Here is a 17,865-nt window from a genome sequence, read left to right as displayed (position 1 = left end):
ATGCTGATTCCTGTGATTCTTTCCGGTGGCGCCGGGACTCGTTTGTGGCCGGTTTCGCGCGAAGGTCATCCCAAACCGTTCATGACCTTGCCCGATGGCCAGACCTTGCTGGGCAAGACCTACCGACGCGCGGCCGGGCTCCTGGCTGCGGGCGGCAATATCGTCACGGTGACCAACCGTGACTACTACTTTCAAAGCAAGGATCACTACCAGGCGGCCAGACTGGAACGCCACCGCGGGCACTTTCTCCTGGAGCCTGTGGGACGCAACACGGCACCGGCGATTGCTGCCGCTGCACTGTCCTTGCAAGCCTTGCACGGCGACGATGTGATTCTGGTGGTGATGCCGGCTGACCATCTGATTCAGAACGAAGACGCTTTCGGGCGCTCTGTCGAACATGCCGTACAGCTGGCGAAGGCTGGGCATCTGGTCACGTTCGGCATCACCCCGACCGCGCCGGAAACGGGTTTCGGTTACATCGAAACCGGCGAACAACTGGATGAGCAAGGCGCGGCCAGGGTTCAGCGCTTCGTCGAGAAGCCCGACCTGCAGACCGCGACCCACTACCTGGAAAGCGGCAATTTCCTATGGAACTCGGGCCTGTTCTGCTTCTCGGCCGCGACCTTGCTGGCTGAGTTGCAGATCCATGCACCAACGCTCCTGGAGCTAGGCAAAGCCTGCCTGGCGGCCAGCGCCCCGGTCGAGACAAGCGGGGGCATTCAGCAGGAATTGTCAGCGGCGCACTTCGCCGACATGCCGGATATCTCCATCGACTATGCCTTGATGGAGCTGTCCGACAAGGTTGTGGTGGTGCCTGCGGGTTTCGACTGGAGCGATATCGGCTCCTGGGGTGCGGTCAGCGACTTGATCAAGGCTGATGCCCAGAACAACCGGGCCAGTGGCGACGCGCTGTTCATCGACAGCCACAACAATTTTGTCCAGAGCGAAGGACGTCTGGTAGCCACGGTCGGCGTCGACAATCTGATCATCGTCGATACCGCCGATGCGGTTCTCGTCGCCCATGCCGATCGCGCGCAGGATGTGCGCAAGGTGGTGAAGCAACTCAAGGATAAAAAGCACGAAACCTATCGCCTGCACCGTACGGTCAGTCGCCCCTGGGGCACTTACACCGTGCTGGAGGAAGGTCCGCGCTTCAAGATCAAGCGCATTGTGGTGAAGCCTGGAGCCTCCCTCTCCCTGCAGATGCACCACCATCGCAATGAACACTGGGTCGTCGTCGAAGGCATGGCCAAGGTCACCAACAACGGCGACGGCTCGCACTTTGTCGCCAAAAACGAATCCACCTTCATTGCCGCCGGGCACAAGCATCGTCTGGAAAACCCGGGGGTGATCGACCTGGTCATCATTGAAGTTCAGAGCGGCGAGTACCTGGGAGAGGACGATATCGTTCGCTTCGAAGATAAATACGGAAGGACGGTCTGAATGCTGCTCAATCTGTACCGCTCGCTGTGGGGCTATCGGGGTTTCATCCTCGGTAGCGTCAAGCGAGAGTTCCAAGCCCGCTATCGCAACTCGCTGTTCGGTGCCCTTTGGACCGTCCTTAACCCGCTGTCGATGATCGTCGTCTACACGGTGATTTTTTCCCACGTGATGCGTGCGCGTCTTCCCGGCGTGGATGACGGGATGGCCTACAGCATTTACCTCTGCGCCGGTTTGCTGACCTGGGGACTGTTCTCCGAGATCACCCTGCGCAGCCAGAACATGTTTCTGGAAAATGCCAATCTGCTGAAGAAGATCAGTTTCCCGCGCATCTGCCTGCCGGTGATCGTGCTGCTCAATGCCGGGATCAACTTCGCAATTATTGTGTCGTTGTTCCTGGGCTTTCTGCTGATCACCGGGCGCCTTCCCGGTATGGCCTTGTTGGCATTGGTGCCGTTGCTGGCGTTACAGGTTATTTTCTCGGCCGGTCTGGGGATGATTCTCGGCGTGTTGAATGTGTTCTTCCGCGACGTCGGGCAGTTCTTCGGGATTTGCCTGCAATTCTGGTTCTGGTTTACGCCCATCGTCTATCCGATGTCGATTCTCCCGGAGCCGATCCAGCGGCTGCTCTGGCTCAACCCGATGACTGCCTTGATGGTGAGTTACCAGAACCTGTTTCTGTATGGTCAATGGCCGGTCTGGAGTTCGCTGTTGCCGGTCCTGATCATCGGCGTGCTGTTCTGTGTCCTAGGGCTGCGGCTATTCCGCCGACGAGTGGGTGAAATGGTGGATGAGCTCTGATGGGACACATACGCGTTAGCGGCCTGAGCAAGGCCTACAAGCAATATCCGACACGCTGGAGCCGCCTGCTCGAATGGATCATCCCCTTCTCTGCGGCGCGTCATCGCGAGCACTGGATCCTGCGTGACATCGACTTTGAAGTCGCCCCCGGTGAAGCCGTAGGGATCGTCGGGGTCAACGGTGCCGGCAAGAGCACCTTGCTGAAGATCATCACCGGTACCACCCAAGCCACTTGTGGACAACTTCAGGTGCAAGGACGGGTGGCCGCGCTACTGGAACTGGGCATGGGCTTCCACCCGGATTTCACTGGTCGCCAGAATGCCTTCATGGCTGGCCAGCTGCTGGGCATGCAGGTAGAGGAAATCGAGGCGCTGATGCCGGAAATCGAGGGTTTCGCGGAGATTGGCGAAGCCATTGATCACCCGGTGCGCACCTATTCGAGCGGCATGCAAATGCGTTTGGCCTTCAGTGTCGCGACTGCGCGTCGGCCGGATATTTTGATTGTCGATGAAGCGCTGTCGGTAGGCGACGCCTACTTCCAGCACAAGAGCTTCGAACGTATCCGCAGTTTTCGTCGAGCAGGAACGACCTTATTGATCGTTTCCCATGATCGTTCAGCGATCCAGTCGATCTGCGATTCTGCGATCCTTCTGGAAAACGGTCGCATGGCCATGCACGGTAAACCCGAAGAGGTCCTGGACTACTACAACGCCCTGATGGCCGAGCGCGAGGGCCAGAAGGTGCGTCAGGAAATGCTCGCCACCGGCCAGGTCCAGACCATCTCCGGTACCGGTGAAGCAGGCATCTTGAGTGTGCGCCTGCTGGATGCACACGAGCGATCGGTGGAGGTCGCCGAGGTGGGCCAGCCGATGGTGCTGCAAGTGCAGGTCGAGGTACGCCAGGACATCGAGCGGCTGGTGCTGGGCTTCATGATCAAGGATCGCCTTGGACAGTCCATGTATGGCATCAACACCCATCGGCAGGGACAAGCACTGACGAACTTGAGTGCCGGTGAACGGGTCACGTTCCGATTTGCCTTCACCATGCGCCTGGGCAAGGGTAATTATTCCGTAGCCCTGAGCCTGTCGCGCCTGGACTCGCACCTGGACCGCAATTTCGAATGGCGAGACTACGGCCTGGTCTTCCATGTCCTCAACAACCGTCATGAAGACTTCGTCGGCTGCTCCTGGCTCGAAGCCCAAACCACGATCACCCGTTCGACCGTTGCCCCTACCGGGTCAGTCGCCTTGCAGGCCACGCCATGACGCGCCTGTTGGTCGAATGTACCCATGTGTTCGAGCATCCCAAGGTCAACTCGGGTATTCAACGGGTGGTGCGCAATGTCATCAAGCAGTTGCCCGAGGCCGTGGAGGGTGTGGAATGCCTTCCGGTGGTGATACTCAAGGGCAAGCTCTACCGGGTGCTGAGTCTGGCACCGCTGGATACGCCTTTTTTCAATGCGCTGATGGGTTTCGGTACGCGCCTGGAGCGGGTCGCCCACAGATTCTGGCAACTTCACCAAAACCTGGAACAACGCAGTCAGTCACGCTTCGCCCGGCGCGCGCTGTACGTGATGTATCGGCTCACAGCGCTGGCCTGTTTCAGTGTGCCGTTACGTCTGATCGGGCTGGTAAACCAGAAACAACTGCCAAAACGTTGCACACCTTTGCAGCATCAGCCGGGTGATCAACTGGTGCTGCTGGATTCGTCCTGGCACGCCGACTTTTTTCCCATGGCCGAACTGCTCAAGCGTGAAGGGGTGGACATCGTCTCGGTAATCTACGACCTGATCCCGCTGACCCATCCACAGTTCTACGACACCCGGCTGGTGCAGATTTTCAACGAGTGGTTCGACTGGATCGCCAGAACTGCAGACGGATATGTCGCCATTTCGGCAACCGTGTGTGACCAGGTCCGCGAAGAGCTTCTGCGCAGGCTTGGACCGCAGCAGGTCAAAACGCTCTGGTTCGATTATTTCCACCTCGGCTCCGAACTGGACCTGAGCAACGATGGGGAAGTTGTGGAGCCGCGTCTTGTGCGGCTGTTCGAAGGGCAAGATCCGGTTTTCCTCATGGTCAGTACCATTGAACCGCGCAAGAACCATGACTACTTGCTCGACGCCTTCGAACGCGCCTGGGCCGCGGGCTCAAACGCCCGGCTGTGCATTGCCGGGCGTATTGGCTGGAAGTGCGATGCGCTGGTCGACCGCGTTCGCCAGCACCCGGAGCTGAACAAGCGACTGTTCATGTTCAACACACTCACCGACAAAAGCCTTGAGCATGCCTATGCACAGGCAACGGCGCTGGTATTCCCGTCCTGGGTCGAAGGCTTTGGCTTGCCGCTGGTCGAAGCCATGCAGCGCGGGCTGCCGGCGATGGGCAGCGATATTCCGGTCTTTCGTGAGATTGGTGGCGAGTTCATGGCCTATTTCGATCTGGCCGATCCACAAAGCCTTGCCAATCTGGTTGCGCGCATGGAAAGCACTGGTGAGTTTCCGGCAGTGCGCAATGTCAGCGAGTGGCGCTGGCTGGGCTGGCGCGAGGCCAGTGCTCAGTTTGTCGAACGCATCCAGCGCAATTTGAAGAAGGTGCCTGCGCCGGTAGAGAGGCAGCATGCGGATTGCCCTTAACGCACGGATTCTCCAGGCACCACGCACCGGCATAGGTCATTACCTGGCCGAACTGGCGACGGCCCTTGTGGCAGAGCCGGACCTGGAGCTCTCGCTGTTCCATGGCTGGGGCTGGAGTGCTGCCCTGCCGGCCGCCGCCATGCCCGGCTATTCCCGAATGACACCTTGGTTGCGACGAGTACCGGGGGCCTACCAGGCCCGTCGTTGGCTGGAGCAGCGGCGCTTCGACCAAGGACAGTCCCAAGCCATCGATCTCTATCACGAGCCGAGCCTGTGGCCCTTGGCGTTCAAGGGTCCGACCATCATCACCCTGCACGACCTGACCCACCTGCACTATCCCTCGACCCAGCCATCGGCCCGGTTGAAAGAGATAGAGCGCCGACTTGGTCACGGCGTGCAGCAGGCACGATTGATTTTGACCGACTCGCAGTACGTGGCCGATGAAGCCCAGCGCTATTTTGGCCTTCCCCATGAACGCTTTGTCGTTGCACCGCTTGGGGTAGCCGCGCGCTTCCATCCACGCTCGATCGAGGCGTTGCAGGAGGCACTCACACCCCATGGAGTGCAACCGCAGGCGTATTTCCTCTGTGTAGGAACGCTGGAACCGCGCAAAAACCTGTCACTGGCCTTGCACGCTCACGCGCGATTGCCAGAGCTGATGCGTCAGCGTTTTCCTTTGCTGATTGTCGGAATGGCCGGTTGGGAACGTGGGCAGTTCAGTGATGAGCTGCAAAAGGCCTTGGCCTCCGGCTATGTCCGCCTGATGGGTTATCTGCCGGATGAACAGGTCGCACAGCTCGTGGCCGGTGCCAGAGCACTGGTGTTTCCGTCTCTCTACGAGGGCTTTGGCCTTCCGGTTCTGGAAGCCATGGCCAGTGGTACTCCAGTGATCCTGACCCGACGTTCGGCAATGCCGGAGGTCGCAGGTGACGCGGGCAATTATATTGAACCTGACGATGTAGACGGCTTGCGCGACGCGATGAGCCGATTGATCGACGATCAAACGCATTGGCTGGAATGCCGAGAGGCTGGATTGCAGCAAGCGAAGCTTTTTTCCTGGGGGCGCTGCGCGAAGGTAACAGCAGGCGCATACCGTCAGGCTATGGGAGGTTGAATGCGCGTTCTACATTTCTTCAAGACATACCTGCCTGACTCGGTCGGCGGTATCGAACAGGTCATCTTTCAGTTATGCGAAAGTGGAGCCCGGCACGGCATTGAGAGCCAGGTTCTGACATTGAGCGCCGAGCCCACGCCTGCGGTCGTCAAGATCGGTCAGCATGAGGTGCATCGGGCCAAACTGGATGTGCAGTTCGCTTCCACCGGTTTTTCCTACAGTGTCTTCAAACAGTTTCGGGAAATGGCCGCGGAGGCGGACGTGGTCAACTACCACTTTCCTTGGCCATTCATGGACCTGGTGCATTTCATCAGCGCCACGAACAAACCGTGCGTGGTGACCTACCATTCGGACATCGTTCGTCAGCAACATTTACTCAAAATGTACCGCCCACTGATGAATCGATTCCTCAATAGCGCCGACCGGATTGTCGCCGCCTCGCCCAACTACTTCCATACCAGCGATGTCTTGCAGAACCACCGGGAAAAGACCCGGGTCATTGCTTATGGCTTGAACAAGTCAGGTTATCCACAACCCGAGCCTGAGCGCCTGGCCCATTGGCGGCAACGTCTGGGTGAACGCTTCTTCCTGTTCGTCGGTGTGATGCGTTACTACAAAGGACTGCATATCCTGCTCGATGCGCTTAAAGAGGTGGATTACCCGGTCGTGATCGTCGGCGCAGGCCCGCTTGAGTCGGAATTACATGCCCAGGCAGCCGCTCTGGGCTTGCGCAATCTGCACTTTCTAGGTCGCCTGGGTGAAGAGGACAAAGTGGCGCTGCTACAACTGAGCTACGCGATCGTGTTCCCATCGCATCTGCGTTCCGAAGCGTTCGGTATCTCATTGCTTGAAGGCGCGATGTATGGAAAACCGATGATCTCCAGTGAGATCGGTACCGGGACCAGTTACATCAATATCCACGACGAGACCGGTTTGGTCGTTCCCCCGAGTAATCCACAGGCCTTTCGTGAAGCAATGCGTACCTTGTGGGAAAACCCGCAGCGTGCGGCAGAAATGGGACAGCGAGCCGAAGCCCGCTATCGCCAACTGTTCACCGCCGATGAAATGGGCCGTAAATGGACAGAGTTGTACCAAGAGCTGTTGGAGGAAAAGGCACTTTCCTACGCATGACGTTGGTTGGCGCCAACTGCTGCCCAACGCCTAATCCTGCAAACGTGTCGTGGCCTGCTCCCAAGTTCCAGTCATTCGGCTATTGGGCGAGAAACCCTCGAACCGCCAGCGCAAACCCAGCGCTGCCGGTCGGCGCACCATGTGCTCCACATACAGCTTCCAGAGCCGCTCGGCGCCCTGAAAGGCGCTGATTTGCGGCCCGTCGAGGATAATTTCGGTGCGTCCGCTGATTTGCAGCAAATCCCCCGAAGTGAAATCGATGAACAGCAAGCCGGCGCGCGGATTGAGCAACAGGTTGCCCAACGTATTGAAGTGCAAGTTGCCGGCGAAGTCGGGAATGGTCAGGCAATTGCCATCTACCTGGACGAAACCGCTCTGCCCTCCCCGATGAGAGACGTCCACCGAGCGTTGGTTTTCAACGTCAACGTAACTGGCGACAAAGAAGGTGTCGGCGCCACGAATCATTGCGCTCGCCTCGTCATCCAGTTGACTCAGACGCTGCACCACACGCATCGACCGATCTGCGACAGGTACCGATTCAAATTCGCGCAGCTGGATGTACTTAGGGCAATTGCCGAAAGCCTGTTGGACCGTCACGGTAAAGCCGTTATCGGCCATATCGCTGACCTGGCCATTGATTCGGTTCCGCCGCCGCGTGTGCAACTCGATACCCAGCAGGCCGATAGCCGCGCCAGTGTGTAATTGAGCGGGGTCGTTCTGCCCTGGCAGACTGTCCAGCTGCAACAGGGCAGGCTCGGGAGAACAGGCAAAACCTGGTTGCCCCTCGAGAATACTGGCCCAAGGATTACCGTCTACATCCACCGCGCCAAATAGAATGAAGGGCAATTGCTGATAGAACTGACGATGTTGATCAGGCAAGTAATTACGGATGACCTTGGGTCCGAACGCTTCCATACGCTCAGCGACACCGACGTGCGCCTGTAGCTGCTTTTCGCCGGCATGCCAGGGTGATTGAAGGTTCATCGCGTTTCTCCCCTGCGCCGAGGGCACAGTCTGAAGGGCACAGCCAGGCTGGGCCGCAGTCACTCATATCAGGCAGTCTGCAAGCCGGCCACCGTGCGCGGCATCGCCACAAAACCGGGCAACGCTTCGATGCGTGCCAGCCAGGCCCGCACATTGGCATAGTCAGCCAGAGACACATTGCCTTCGGGCGCATGGGCGATATAGCTGTAGCCGGCGACATCAGCAATGGTCGGTTCATCACCCGCCAGATAGGCAGTGTGAGCCAGTTCCTGATCAATCACCTTGAGCAGGCTGTGGGAACGGGCGATCACCTCTTCAGCGTTGTAAGGCGCGCCAAACACAGTGATCAGTCGAGCCGTGGCCGGTCCTGAGGCAATCTGCCCGGCCGCGACCGACAACCAGCGCTGAACCTTGGCCGCACCGACCGGGTCCGCCGGCAACCAGCGGCCTTTGCCATATTTCTGCGCCAGGTACACCAGAATCGCGTTGGAGTCAGCCAGCACCACGCCTTGGTCATCGATGACCGGAACCTGGCCAAAAGAATTCAGCGCGAGGAAATCCGCCTGTTTGTGAGCACCGCTGACGAGATCGACGAACACCAGTTCAGTCGGCAGTTCGAGTAAGGACAGCATCAGCTCGACACGGTGAGCATGACCGGAGCGCGGGAAGTTATAGAGTTTGATGGTGGGCTTGGACATGGTGAACTCCGCGGGGCGATCGCGCAGTTCAGGAGAGATCCGCGCCGATGGGAGCTACTTTCCACTTTCAATTAAAACAACAGAATAACCAAAAAACACAATCCATTATTTCAGCAGGTGCAATAAAGCGTCAGGCCTGCAACGCCGGATGTTCGCGAAGCACCTTCACGGCAAAATCCACAAAGCTGCGCACCCGCGCTGGTGCCTTGCGCCCCCCCTGATACACCACATGGATCGGCAGCGGCGGCAGCTCAAAGTCTTGAAGAACGATTTCCAGCTCGCCTGCGGCCACCTTGCTGGCGACCTGATAAGACAGTACCCGGGTCAACCCCCAACCCAGACAAGCCGCAGTAATCGCCGCCTGATTCGCAGTGACCACCAAACGCGGCTCCGGGCGAATGCTCAGGGCTGTTCCTTGCTCCACAAACTGCCAGCTCCTGACCTGCCCAATGGAAGAGGTAGCGACAATCCGTGCCTGGCACAGGTCATCAGGATGCCGAGGTCGACCGTGGCTTGCGAGGTAACCGGGAGACGCGCAGATCACACGTCGTACTTCACCCACCTGGATCGCGTGCAGATTGCTGTCCGGCAATTGTGCGATACGCACCGCGACATCAATCCCCTCCTCGACCATGTTCACCACACGGTCGACGAGTACGGCATTGATACTGACCTCGGGGAACTGATCCAGGTAACCGACCATCACTGGCGTCACGAATAGCTCACCGAACAACACCGGCGCCGTGATGGTCAGCTGCCCCCGGGGCTGGGCGTGGCTGCCTGCCGCCGAGGCTTCCGCCTCCTGGAGCTCAGCCAGAATGCGCCGGCAGTCTTCCAGATAACGCTGACCGGCCTCGCTCAGGTGAATACTGCGGGTAGTGCGCGCCAGCAGCTGGGTGCCTATGCGCTTTTCCAGCGCCGCGACCGCCCGTGTGACGCTCGCAGCCGACATGCTCAAGCGCCGCGCGGCAGCAGAAAAACTCTGTTCTTGCGCCACGGTGAGGAACACCTGCATTTCCTGAAACCTGTCCATGGCGCAAACCTCTATTGGTGCCGAACAAAATATAATGACAACGCAAGACCAAACCAGACAGCTGCCGAGATGTCAGCACTTTAGAGTGCACAGCGGTGTGGCTCATTGCGCCAATTCCAAATAATGGCATCAACCTACCGATCCAACAGAGTCCCTATAAAAAGAACAAGTATCGGAGGAATCAGCATGACCTCCCTCCCCAAGACCTACTGGCAAAAGTGCATTCCAAACGGCTGTGTCGTTCAGTTCTGGTCGCGCCAAAGGAACGGGCCGGCGGCTCACAAGCGAACCGTCGGCCCGCGGCCTGCCGTCACGAGGTGCGGCGGGCCGTTTTCGATGCGTGCGCCTGAGCGCTACCGATCACGACGCCTGCGCGACGCTGTACTGTGACGACAGGTAGCGCCGGATATCGTCGGGCGCGTTGATGAAGCGCGTGCCGTTGTGCTCCTGAACCGCGATGGACGTGTCCTTCGGTACTTGCCCGTTGCCGAGCACGATCACTGGCGCAGACTGGTTGTCTTCGCCAATCAGCGCGACGATCGCGTTGCGCGGACGAGGCGCGTCGATGTAAGCGACCTCGACCACGTCCCGAAGCTGTGGGAAGAAGCTCAGCAAGCCTTCGACGGATACCGAATCGCCGCAGTAGAACGGGCCTTCGGCGCCGCTGAAGAAGCCCGGACGAAGAATGAGCAGTTTGTCTTTCATGGTTGTCTCTCTGTGGGTGGGTGTAGAAAGTTGAGGTGATGTGGCGGCGATGCGCGTGATCGTCGCGTCGCGAACCGAAGCATCGATACGACGCGAATCTTCGATCTGCGCGCGGTGGGTCAGACTTCCATTCGTGTCAGCCCAGCGGCGCGCAGCCGTGAGAATGCGGCTTCGAGATCGGCGATCAGGTCGTCCGGGTGCTCGAGGCCCGCGTGAATTCGTAACAGCGGGCCTTCCCACGGCCATTGCGTCGCCGTGCGGGAGCTCGCCGGGTTCGACCGGAGAATCAGGCTCTCGAAACCGCCCCAGCTATAGCCCATGCCGAAGCAGGTCATGCCGTCGAGCATCGCGCGCATCGCTTCGTCCGATTGCGGATTCAGCACCACGCCGAACAGGCCGCTCGCACCCGTGAAATCGCGCTTCCACAGCGCGTGCCCAGGTGAATCCTGCCGCGCCGGATACAGGATCTGAACGACTTCCGGCTGCTGCGCGAGCCATTCCGTCAGAGCATGTGCGTTGCGCTGGTGCCGCTCGAGCCGCATCGACAGCGTGCGCAAGCCGCGCAGTGCGAGATACGCGTCGTCGCCGCTCACGGTCATGCCGAGCTGCCGATAGAAGCGGTTGATCTTCGCAAAGAGCGCCTCGGTCGTGAGGATCGCGCCCATTAGCACGTCGGAGTGCCCGGAGATGTATTTCGTCGCCGCGTGAATCGATACGTCGACACCATGCTCGAATGAACGGAAATGCAGCGGCGTGGCCCAGGTGTTGTCCATCAGTACGATTGCGCCGTGCCGATGCGCGATCCGGCTGATCGCCGGAATGTCCTGCACCTCGAACGTCAGCGAGCCGGGCGACTCGACGAACACTGCGCGCGTGCTCGGACGCATCAGCGCTGCGATGTCCGCGCCGATCGACGGATTGTAGTACGTCGTTTCGATGCCCAGGCGCGCGAGCGTCTCGGCGCAGAACGCGCGAGTCGGATCGTAGACCGAGTCTGTCATCAGTAAATGATCGCCGGGACCGAGCACCGCGAGCAGCGATGTCGTGATCGCGCTGAGCCCGCTCGGCGTGAGCATCGCTCGATGCGCGCCTTCAAGGCGGGCGAGCGCGTTTTCGAGCGCGCGGGTGGTCGGACTGCCGCCGCGGCCGTATGCGTTCGGCGTGCCGCTCGCCGTTTTCAGCGCCTCGATGCTGTGAAAGAGCAACGTCGATTGCCGGTAGACCGGCGGGTTCACCGGCGCGCCGAGCTGGCTGTGCGTGCGGCCTTCGTGGACCAGAACGGTGTCGGTCGAATACGTGGTGTTCAAGGCGTGATCCTTTTTCGTCGGTTCAATCGAGGCGAATCAAGCGGTGCCGCATCGTCGCGGCAGTCGCTGTGCTTGAGGACATGTTAATTGCGTGAAGACGAAAATAGTTTCCAAAGAATGGCGTAGATCCAGATAAGATTAGAAAAAATTTCTACCTAGGAGGCGATATGGACAAACGCGATGCACAGATGCTCACGATGCTTCAGGCGGATGCGACGATCGGTCTGAACAACCTGGCGAAGGCGGTGAATCTGTCGCCGACGCCATGCTGGCGAAGGCTGCAGAAGCTGCGGGACGACGGCGTGATCTGCCGGCAGGTTGTGCTGTGCGATCCGGCCAAGCTGAACCTGGGGCTCACTGCATTCGTGACGGTGCGCTCGAACCAGCACGGCGATGCGTGGACATCGCATTTCGTCGAGGCTGTTTGTGCGATTCCGGAGATCATCGAGATCTACCGGATGAGCGGCGACGTCGATTACCTGCTCAAGGTCGTCGTGCCGAATATTGCCGGATACGACAGAGTCTACAAACGGCTGATCAAGAGCGTCGAGCTGATGGACGTGAGCTCGGCATTCGCGATGGAGGTGATCAAGCGCACGACCGCGCTGCCGACCGATTACATCGTGACGGAATGATGCGAACAGCGCCGCCCACGACCGTCGACGAGCGGCGCGTTCTGCGTTATTGCGGCGAGGAGACGGCCGCGAAGTCGAGCCCCGCCGCAGAGATCTGCTGCTCGAGCTCGAGGCCCGCGCGAACGTAGCCGAGCGCATTCGAGCTGCCAATCGGGATCACGTATGGGCGACGGCCTCGGCCAGTTCTTTGAGGAGGATGGTGGTATCGCGTTGCAAGAGGGAGAGGATGTGGCGATCGAAAATATCAATTCCTCTAATGACGGCAAATTGTAGAAATTTTTTCTAAAAACCAGCGTAAAGAGCAGGAAGTTTAAAACTCTTTTTCTGCAGGGCGACGGTAAAATTTATCCCATGAAACGTGCCCGGAGAGCCCCGAATATGAAGAAGATCATCACCACCCGCGCCGCTCCTGAGGCGATTGGCCCTTACTCGCAGGCCGTAAAATGCGCATCCACCCTTTATGTTTCCGGTCAGATCGCCCTGGACCCACAGAGCATGCAAATGGTCGAAGGCATCGAAGCACAGGTCCGGCAAGCCTTTGCCAACCTGGGTGCGATTCTCGAAGAGGCCTCAATGGGCTTCGCCGATGTGGTCAAGCTGACCATCTACCTGACTGACTTGAGCCATTTCGCCTTGATCAATTCGGTGATGGAAGAGCTGTTCGCCAAACCCTATCCCGCACGAGCGGCGATCGGCGTGAGTAGCTTGCCGCGGGCAGCATTGGTGGAAATTGACGCGATCGCTGTGGCCGCATGCTGAGCCGGGGGAAAACCATGATGAATGAATGGATCCGGTCTGCGACCAGGAGTATCTCCTGCGACCTGTTACGCTCCGCCGACACCCATATCCACAAGCTGGACATTCCGGGGTTGAAGGGCGTCGACATCTACCTCAAGGACGAGAGCACACATCCAACCGGCAGCCTCAAGCACCGGCTGGCACGCTCGCTGTTCTTGCACGCCATTTGCAGCGGCAAGATCCGTGAGGGCACCCATGTGGTCGAGGCTTCCTCGGGTAGCACGGCCGTGTCCGAAGCCTATTTCGCCAAACTGCTTGGCCTGCCTTTCACCGCGGTCATGCCGCGCAACACCGCGAGCAAAAAGATCGTACAGGTTGAGCAGCTCGGCGGACGTTGCCACTTCGTCGATCAATCGTCCCAGGTCTATTCCGAGGCGCAGCGCCTGGCGCGCGAAAGCGATGGCCACTACATGGACCAGTTCACCTACGCCGAGCGGGCGACGGATTGGCGTGGCAACAACAATATAGCCGACAGCATCTTCCAGCAGATGACCGGCGAGCCGCACCCCATTCCCCACGCGATTGTCATGAGTGCAGGCACCGGCGGCACCTCTTCGACCATCGGCCGCTACATCCGCTACAAGGGGCACGATACCCGATTGATAGTGGTGGACCCGGAGAACTCGGTGTTCTATGAAAGCTACCGAACAGGCGACTCAAGTCTCACCAGCACCCATAGCAGCCGCATCGAAGGCATCGGTCGTCCCCAGGTGGAGCCGTCCTTCCTGCCGGACGTGATCGACGACATGCTGAAGATTCCCGACGCTGCCAGCATCGCCACCCTCTACTGGCTGGAAAAGTTGCTCGGCAAGAAGGCCGGTGGCTCCACCGGTACCAATATGTGGGGCGCGCTGAGTGTTGCGTTGCGGATGCAGGAGCAAGGTCTGAAGGGCTCTATCGTGACCCTGATGTGCGATAGCGGCGAACGCTATCTGGACACCTACTACGACCATGACTGGGTCGCTCGTACTATCGGTGACATCACACCCTATTCGAAACAACTCGATCGCTATCTTTAGTCTTCGCAAGGTATTACCGACTATGAGCCAGAACAAGAGCAACTTTTCCACCCAAGTGATCCACGCCGGCGAACAGTCGACCTACGCGGACAACACGATCTTCCCGTCGATAGTTACCTCCAGTTCGTTCATCAAGCGCAGCCTTGACGACAGTCCAGACTATGCCTACGGGCGCGTCGGCAACCCCACCCGCCATGCCTACGAGAGCTGCATTGCACAGTTGGAGAGCGGCCGTGGTGCTGTGGCCTGCGCTTCGGGCATGGCTGCCACCGCCACCGTGCTCGAGCTCCTGCCGAAGGACTCCCATGTGATCGTGATGGCCGGTGTCTACGGCGGAACCTTTCGCCTGATGGAAGACTACCGCAGCAAGACTTCCGGGCTAAGCGCCAGCTACATCGACCTCAATGACCTTGAGGCCCTGGCGGCCAGCCGCCGCGATAACACCCGGATGATCTGGATCGAAACGCCGACCAACCCCCTGCTGCAACTGGTCGACATCCAGCGCGTGACAGAATTCGCCCGCGCTCACGGCATCCTGACCTGCGTCGACAACACCTTCTGCTCGCCCTGGAACCAGCGCCCGATCGAGTACGGCGTCGACCTGGTGATGCACTCGGCGAGTAAATACATCGGGGGGCACTCCGACCTGATCGGTGGCGTGGTGGTCGCGGCTGACGAGTCACTATTCGCTCGCCTGCGCTCCATCAGCATGGCCATCGGCGCGGTCCAGGGGCCGTTCGACTGCTATCTCGCCCTGCGCGGGCTGAAGACCCTTGACGTGCGCATGGAGCGCCAGTGCAGCAATGCGGCGAAGATTGCCCACTTCCTGAGCACTCACCCGCAGGTCGAGGAAGTATTTTACCCGGGGCTGGAAAGCCATCCGCAACACGCGCTGTGCAAACACCAAATGCGCTCCGGCGGCGCGGTGGTCTCGCTGAAGTTGAAGGCCGACCGTAAAGCGCTGACCCCCTTCATCGAGCAGTTGTCGATTTTTGTGCTGGCCGACTCCCTGGGCGGGGTGGAAAGCATGATCAACCACTCCTACAGCATGTCGCACAACTCCTTGAGCCATGAACAGAAGATCAGCCTCGGCATCACCGAGAACCTGATCCGGCTGTCCATCGGACTGGAGCACGTCGACGACCTGATCGCCGACTTGAGTGCGGGCTTCGAGCGGCTGCGTACTGCTTCGGCCGAATAACTAATACCACTATCGACAAGAGGCACCTTGACGTTCGCTCCACCCAATGCTGACTAAAACTGGAATGCTTTTTCACAATAATAAGGTCAAGAAAATGCAAACGAACCGCGTAGTCAAAGCCCACTGGAAAACTGCAGTACTGGCCCTGGCGCTTGCAACAAGTGTCTCGGCGTCAGCCGACCAACTCAGCGATATCAAGGCAAAGGGGGAGTTGGTCTGTGGCGTGCTCGGCACCGACGAGCCGTTCAGCTTCATGAAGAACCCGGCAACTCGCGAAATCGTGGGTTACGACGTGGATCTTTGCACTGCCATCGCCGCGAGCATCGGTGTCAAGCCGGTGGTGAAGCAATTGGCGAACACAGCACGCATACCCGAGCTGCAGCAGGGCCGTGTCGACCTCCTGACCGCCTCCTTGACCCATAGCAAGGAGCGTGAGGCATTGATCAACTTCTCGCTCTCGACCTTCATCACCGGTCAGAAGGTGATGGTCAAGGCTGACAGTGGCATTGATCAACTTGACCAGCTGGCAGGCAAGAAGATACTGACGATCAAAGGCACCACGATGGAGCAGAGCGTCAGATCGAAGATCCCCACCGCCCAGATCGTTTCGTTCGACACCAATCCTCAGGCCTTGCTCGCTCTGCAACAGGGCAAGGGTGTGGCTTACGCCAACGACGAGACTTCATTGGCCGGTAATTTCGCCAAGCTCGGTGATGCGGCAAAAGACTATCGGATCCTCCCGCAGAGCTTGTCGACCGAGCACTTGGCGTTGGGACTGAAGAAAGGCGAGCCCGCCTTCCAGGAGCAGGTGAACAAGACTCTGCGTGATCTGGAGTCTTCCGGCGCAGCCGACAAGCTGTTCATAAAATGGTTTGGTCCGGACTCCAACATGAAGTTCGCCAGCCGGTCGTTCAAGATCGAAACCGACAACATCAACTGACTTGTTGGAGGCCCGGCCTTCGGCCGGGCCACGGGCCCATTTATGAATACGTTTGATTTGTCGATCGTGCTTTCCGGGCAGTATCAGGAATGGCTGGTCAGTGGCTTCCTGCTGTCCATCCAACTCGCCCTGATCACCTTGGTTATCGCACTGCCGCTGGCGATCGTCCTGGCCGTCTTGCGGCTCGCCCCCTACGCCCCGTTACGAGGCATCGCGATCACCTACGTGGAAGCGATCCGCAACGTGCCGCTGCTGGCGCACATGCTGTTCTGGTATTTCGGCGCACCGGAGCTGCTGCCGGCCCCCATCAAGTCCTGGATTTACCAGCACAACATTGAGGCGGTCAGTGCGGTCATCGCCTTGGTGCTCTATACCGCGGCCTATATGGCCGAGGACATCCGCAGCGGCTTGCGTTCCATTCCCAAGGAGCAAATGGAGGCGGGCCGCACCCTCGGTTTTGGCTTTATCAGCACCATGCGCCTGGTGATCCTCCCGCAGTCGTTGCGGATGACGGTGCCACCGCTGATCAGCCAGACGCTGAACCTGTGGAAGAACACCAGCATCGCCATGGTGATCGGCGTCGCTGAAATGATGTATCAGGCCCAGCAGGTGGAAAGCGCCACCTTCCGGGGGTTTGAGTCGTTCGCCGTAACCACCGCCGGTTATGTCAGCGTCTCGATCGCCATCACCCTGCTGTCCAGCTGGTACCAGCAACGCTATCCCGTACGGAGTGCCTGACGATGCTCGATATCATCCAAACCTATGGGCTGTACTACCTGATCGGCCAGTATCCGAACGGCCCTCTGGGTGGCTTGTTGATGACCCTGATTCTGGCGGCATTGGCGCTGGTACTGGCCTTTCCAGTCGGGGTACTGCTTGCACTTTGTCGCATCAGTCCGTTCGCGTTTTTACGCGTGCCGGTCACTGGGTTGGTGCATGTACTACGTGGCACCCCGTTGTTGATGGTGATCTTCTGGGCCTATTTCCTCCTGCCGACTATTACCGGTCAACGCACCGATCAATTCGGCACCATGCTCGCAGCCTTGGTGATTTTCGATGGGGTATACCTCGCCGAAATCATCCGCGCCGGGATTCTTGGATTGCCGCGCGGGCAAATGGAAAGCGCTCGCTCACTGGGCTTCTCGTACCTGGCCTCGATGCTGTTGGTGATACTGCCCCAGGCCTTTCGCAACATGCTGCCCTCCCTGGTGAATCAGTTCGTCTCCACCATCAAGGAGACCTCGCTGGGCTACATCATCAGCCTCTCCGAAGTGTCGTTCGTCGCATCGCAGATCAGCGCTCAGCTGCCGACCAAACCGGTCGAGATCTATGCACTACTCGGCCTCACTTACTTCGTCATGTGCTTCAGCCTGTCGCGCTTCGCTTTCTGGCTGGAAAAGCATCTTGCCGTCCGTTCTGCAAAGGTCTAA

At 59.0% G+C, this 17,865-nt stretch carries 18 protein-coding genes and 2 pseudogenes; 13 read left to right on the top strand and 7 right to left on the bottom strand.

Features of this window, described 5'->3' with window-relative positions; all coding sequences use genetic code 11:
- Genes AC07O1_RS03945 through AC07O1_RS03920 form a run of 6 tightly spaced genes read left to right on the top strand, consistent with a single transcriptional unit; the run spans window position 1 to window position 7,115 of the window.
- Window positions 1–1,443 (top strand): mannose-1-phosphate guanylyltransferase/mannose-6-phosphate isomerase, encoded by a 1,443-nt coding sequence (locus AC07O1_RS03945; RefSeq protein WP_495087970.1) that lies wholly within the window; start codon window positions 1–3, stop codon window positions 1,441–1,443.
- Window positions 1,444–2,241: an ABC transporter permease gene (locus AC07O1_RS03940; RefSeq protein ID WP_494991012.1), complete on the top strand. Its 798-nt coding sequence runs from the start codon at window positions 1,444–1,446 to the stop codon at window positions 2,239–2,241.
- Window positions 2,241–3,506, top strand: a complete 1,266-nt coding sequence (locus AC07O1_RS03935; protein WP_495087969.1) for an ABC transporter ATP-binding protein — start codon at window positions 2,241–2,243, stop codon at window positions 3,504–3,506. Before AC07O1_RS03940 ends, AC07O1_RS03935 begins: the two co-directional genes overlap by 1 nt.
- Window positions 3,503–4,870: a glycosyltransferase family 4 protein gene (locus AC07O1_RS03930; RefSeq protein WP_495087968.1), complete on the top strand. Its 1,368-nt coding sequence runs from the start codon at window positions 3,503–3,505 to the stop codon at window positions 4,868–4,870. Before AC07O1_RS03935 ends, AC07O1_RS03930 begins: the two co-directional genes overlap by 4 nt.
- On the top strand, window positions 4,854–5,984 hold the full coding sequence (locus AC07O1_RS03925) for a glycosyltransferase family 4 protein (protein ID WP_495087967.1): 1,131 nt from the start codon (window positions 4,854–4,856) through the stop codon (window positions 5,982–5,984). The genes AC07O1_RS03930 and AC07O1_RS03925 overlap by 17 nt, the downstream gene beginning before the upstream one ends.
- The gene (locus AC07O1_RS03920) at window positions 5,985–7,115 is read left to right on the top strand and encodes a glycosyltransferase family 4 protein (protein WP_495087966.1); all 1,131 of its coding nucleotides are present in this window, start codon (window positions 5,985–5,987) and stop codon (window positions 7,113–7,115) included.
- 33 nt (window positions 7,116–7,148) lie between these two features.
- Here the strand turns inward: AC07O1_RS03920 and AC07O1_RS03915 are convergent.
- The 5 genes and pseudogenes from AC07O1_RS03915 to metC all read right to left on the bottom strand — a co-directional run.
- Window positions 7,149–8,099: pseudogene (locus tag AC07O1_RS03915) on the bottom strand (FAD-binding oxidoreductase); the annotation flags it as partial.
- A 68-nt stretch (window positions 8,100–8,167) separates the two neighbouring features.
- Complete coding sequence (locus tag AC07O1_RS03910; RefSeq protein WP_495087965.1) at window positions 8,168–8,797, bottom strand: glutathione S-transferase family protein; 630 nt, start codon at window positions 8,795–8,797, stop codon at window positions 8,168–8,170.
- Window positions 8,798–8,927: 130 nt separating this feature from the next.
- Window positions 8,928–9,830, bottom strand: a complete 903-nt coding sequence (locus tag AC07O1_RS03905) for a LysR family transcriptional regulator (protein WP_495087964.1) — start codon at window positions 9,828–9,830, stop codon at window positions 8,928–8,930.
- A 360-nt stretch (window positions 9,831–10,190) separates the two neighbouring features.
- Window positions 10,191–10,535, bottom strand: coding sequence for a DUF3088 domain-containing protein (locus AC07O1_RS03900; RefSeq protein ID WP_495022617.1), 345 nt, complete (start codon window positions 10,533–10,535; stop codon window positions 10,191–10,193).
- Window positions 10,536–10,654: 119 nt separating this feature from the next.
- The gene (gene metC / locus AC07O1_RS03895; protein ID WP_495087963.1) at window positions 10,655–11,842 is read right to left on the bottom strand and encodes a cystathionine beta-lyase; all 1,188 of its coding nucleotides are present in this window, start codon (window positions 11,840–11,842) and stop codon (window positions 10,655–10,657) included.
- A gap of 167 nt (window positions 11,843–12,009) precedes the next feature.
- Here metC and AC07O1_RS03890 point away from each other — a divergent pair, with 167 nt between their 5' ends.
- Entirely contained in the window at window positions 12,010–12,477 is a 468-nt protein-coding gene (locus AC07O1_RS03890; RefSeq protein WP_494991021.1) for an Lrp/AsnC family transcriptional regulator, read from the top strand.
- Window positions 12,478–12,538: 61 nt separating this feature from the next.
- On the opposite strand, the pseudogene AC07O1_RS03885 reads toward AC07O1_RS03890, so the two are convergent.
- A pseudogene (locus AC07O1_RS03885) lies at window positions 12,539–12,652 on the bottom strand (D-cysteine desulfhydrase); the annotation flags it as partial.
- Window positions 12,634–12,693, bottom strand: coding sequence for a hypothetical protein (locus AC07O1_RS03880; RefSeq protein WP_495010568.1), 60 nt, complete (start codon window positions 12,691–12,693; stop codon window positions 12,634–12,636). The pseudogene AC07O1_RS03885 and the gene AC07O1_RS03880, both read right to left, overlap by 19 nt.
- 162 nt (window positions 12,694–12,855) lie before the next feature.
- Here AC07O1_RS03880 and AC07O1_RS03875 point away from each other — a divergent pair, with 162 nt between their 5' ends.
- The 6 genes from AC07O1_RS03875 (at window position 12,856) to AC07O1_RS03850 (ending at window position 17,865) form a co-directional block, all read left to right on the top strand.
- Window positions 12,856–13,236: a Rid family detoxifying hydrolase gene (locus AC07O1_RS03875; RefSeq protein ID WP_495087962.1), complete on the top strand. Its 381-nt coding sequence runs from the start codon at window positions 12,856–12,858 to the stop codon at window positions 13,234–13,236.
- Between the two features lie 14 nt (window positions 13,237–13,250).
- Window positions 13,251–14,294, top strand: coding sequence for a PLP-dependent cysteine synthase family protein (locus AC07O1_RS03870; protein ID WP_494991023.1), 1,044 nt, complete (start codon window positions 13,251–13,253; stop codon window positions 14,292–14,294).
- Window positions 14,295–14,316: 22 nt separating this feature from the next.
- Window positions 14,317–15,495 (top strand): trans-sulfuration enzyme family protein, encoded by a 1,179-nt coding sequence (locus AC07O1_RS03865; RefSeq protein ID WP_495087961.1) that lies wholly within the window; start codon window positions 14,317–14,319, stop codon window positions 15,493–15,495.
- Window positions 15,496–15,589: 94 nt separating this feature from the next.
- A complete protein-coding gene (locus tag AC07O1_RS03860; protein WP_494991025.1) occupies window positions 15,590–16,435 on the top strand; it encodes an ABC transporter substrate-binding protein in 846 nt (281 codons plus the stop codon).
- Between the two features lie 42 nt (window positions 16,436–16,477).
- Window positions 16,478–17,173: an amino acid ABC transporter permease gene (locus tag AC07O1_RS03855; RefSeq protein ID WP_489074761.1), complete on the top strand. Its 696-nt coding sequence runs from the start codon at window positions 16,478–16,480 to the stop codon at window positions 17,171–17,173.
- Between the two features lie 2 nt (window positions 17,174–17,175).
- Window positions 17,176–17,865 carry an amino acid ABC transporter permease gene (locus tag AC07O1_RS03850; protein ID WP_494991027.1) on the top strand — a complete coding sequence of 230 codons (690 nt, stop codon included), beginning with the start codon at window positions 17,176–17,178 and terminating at the stop codon, window positions 17,863–17,865.

The sequence above is a fragment of the Pseudomonas sp. GW821-FHT07G10 genome (genome assembly GCF_059418545.1).
This window is presented reverse-complemented; position numbering and strand designations above follow the sequence as displayed.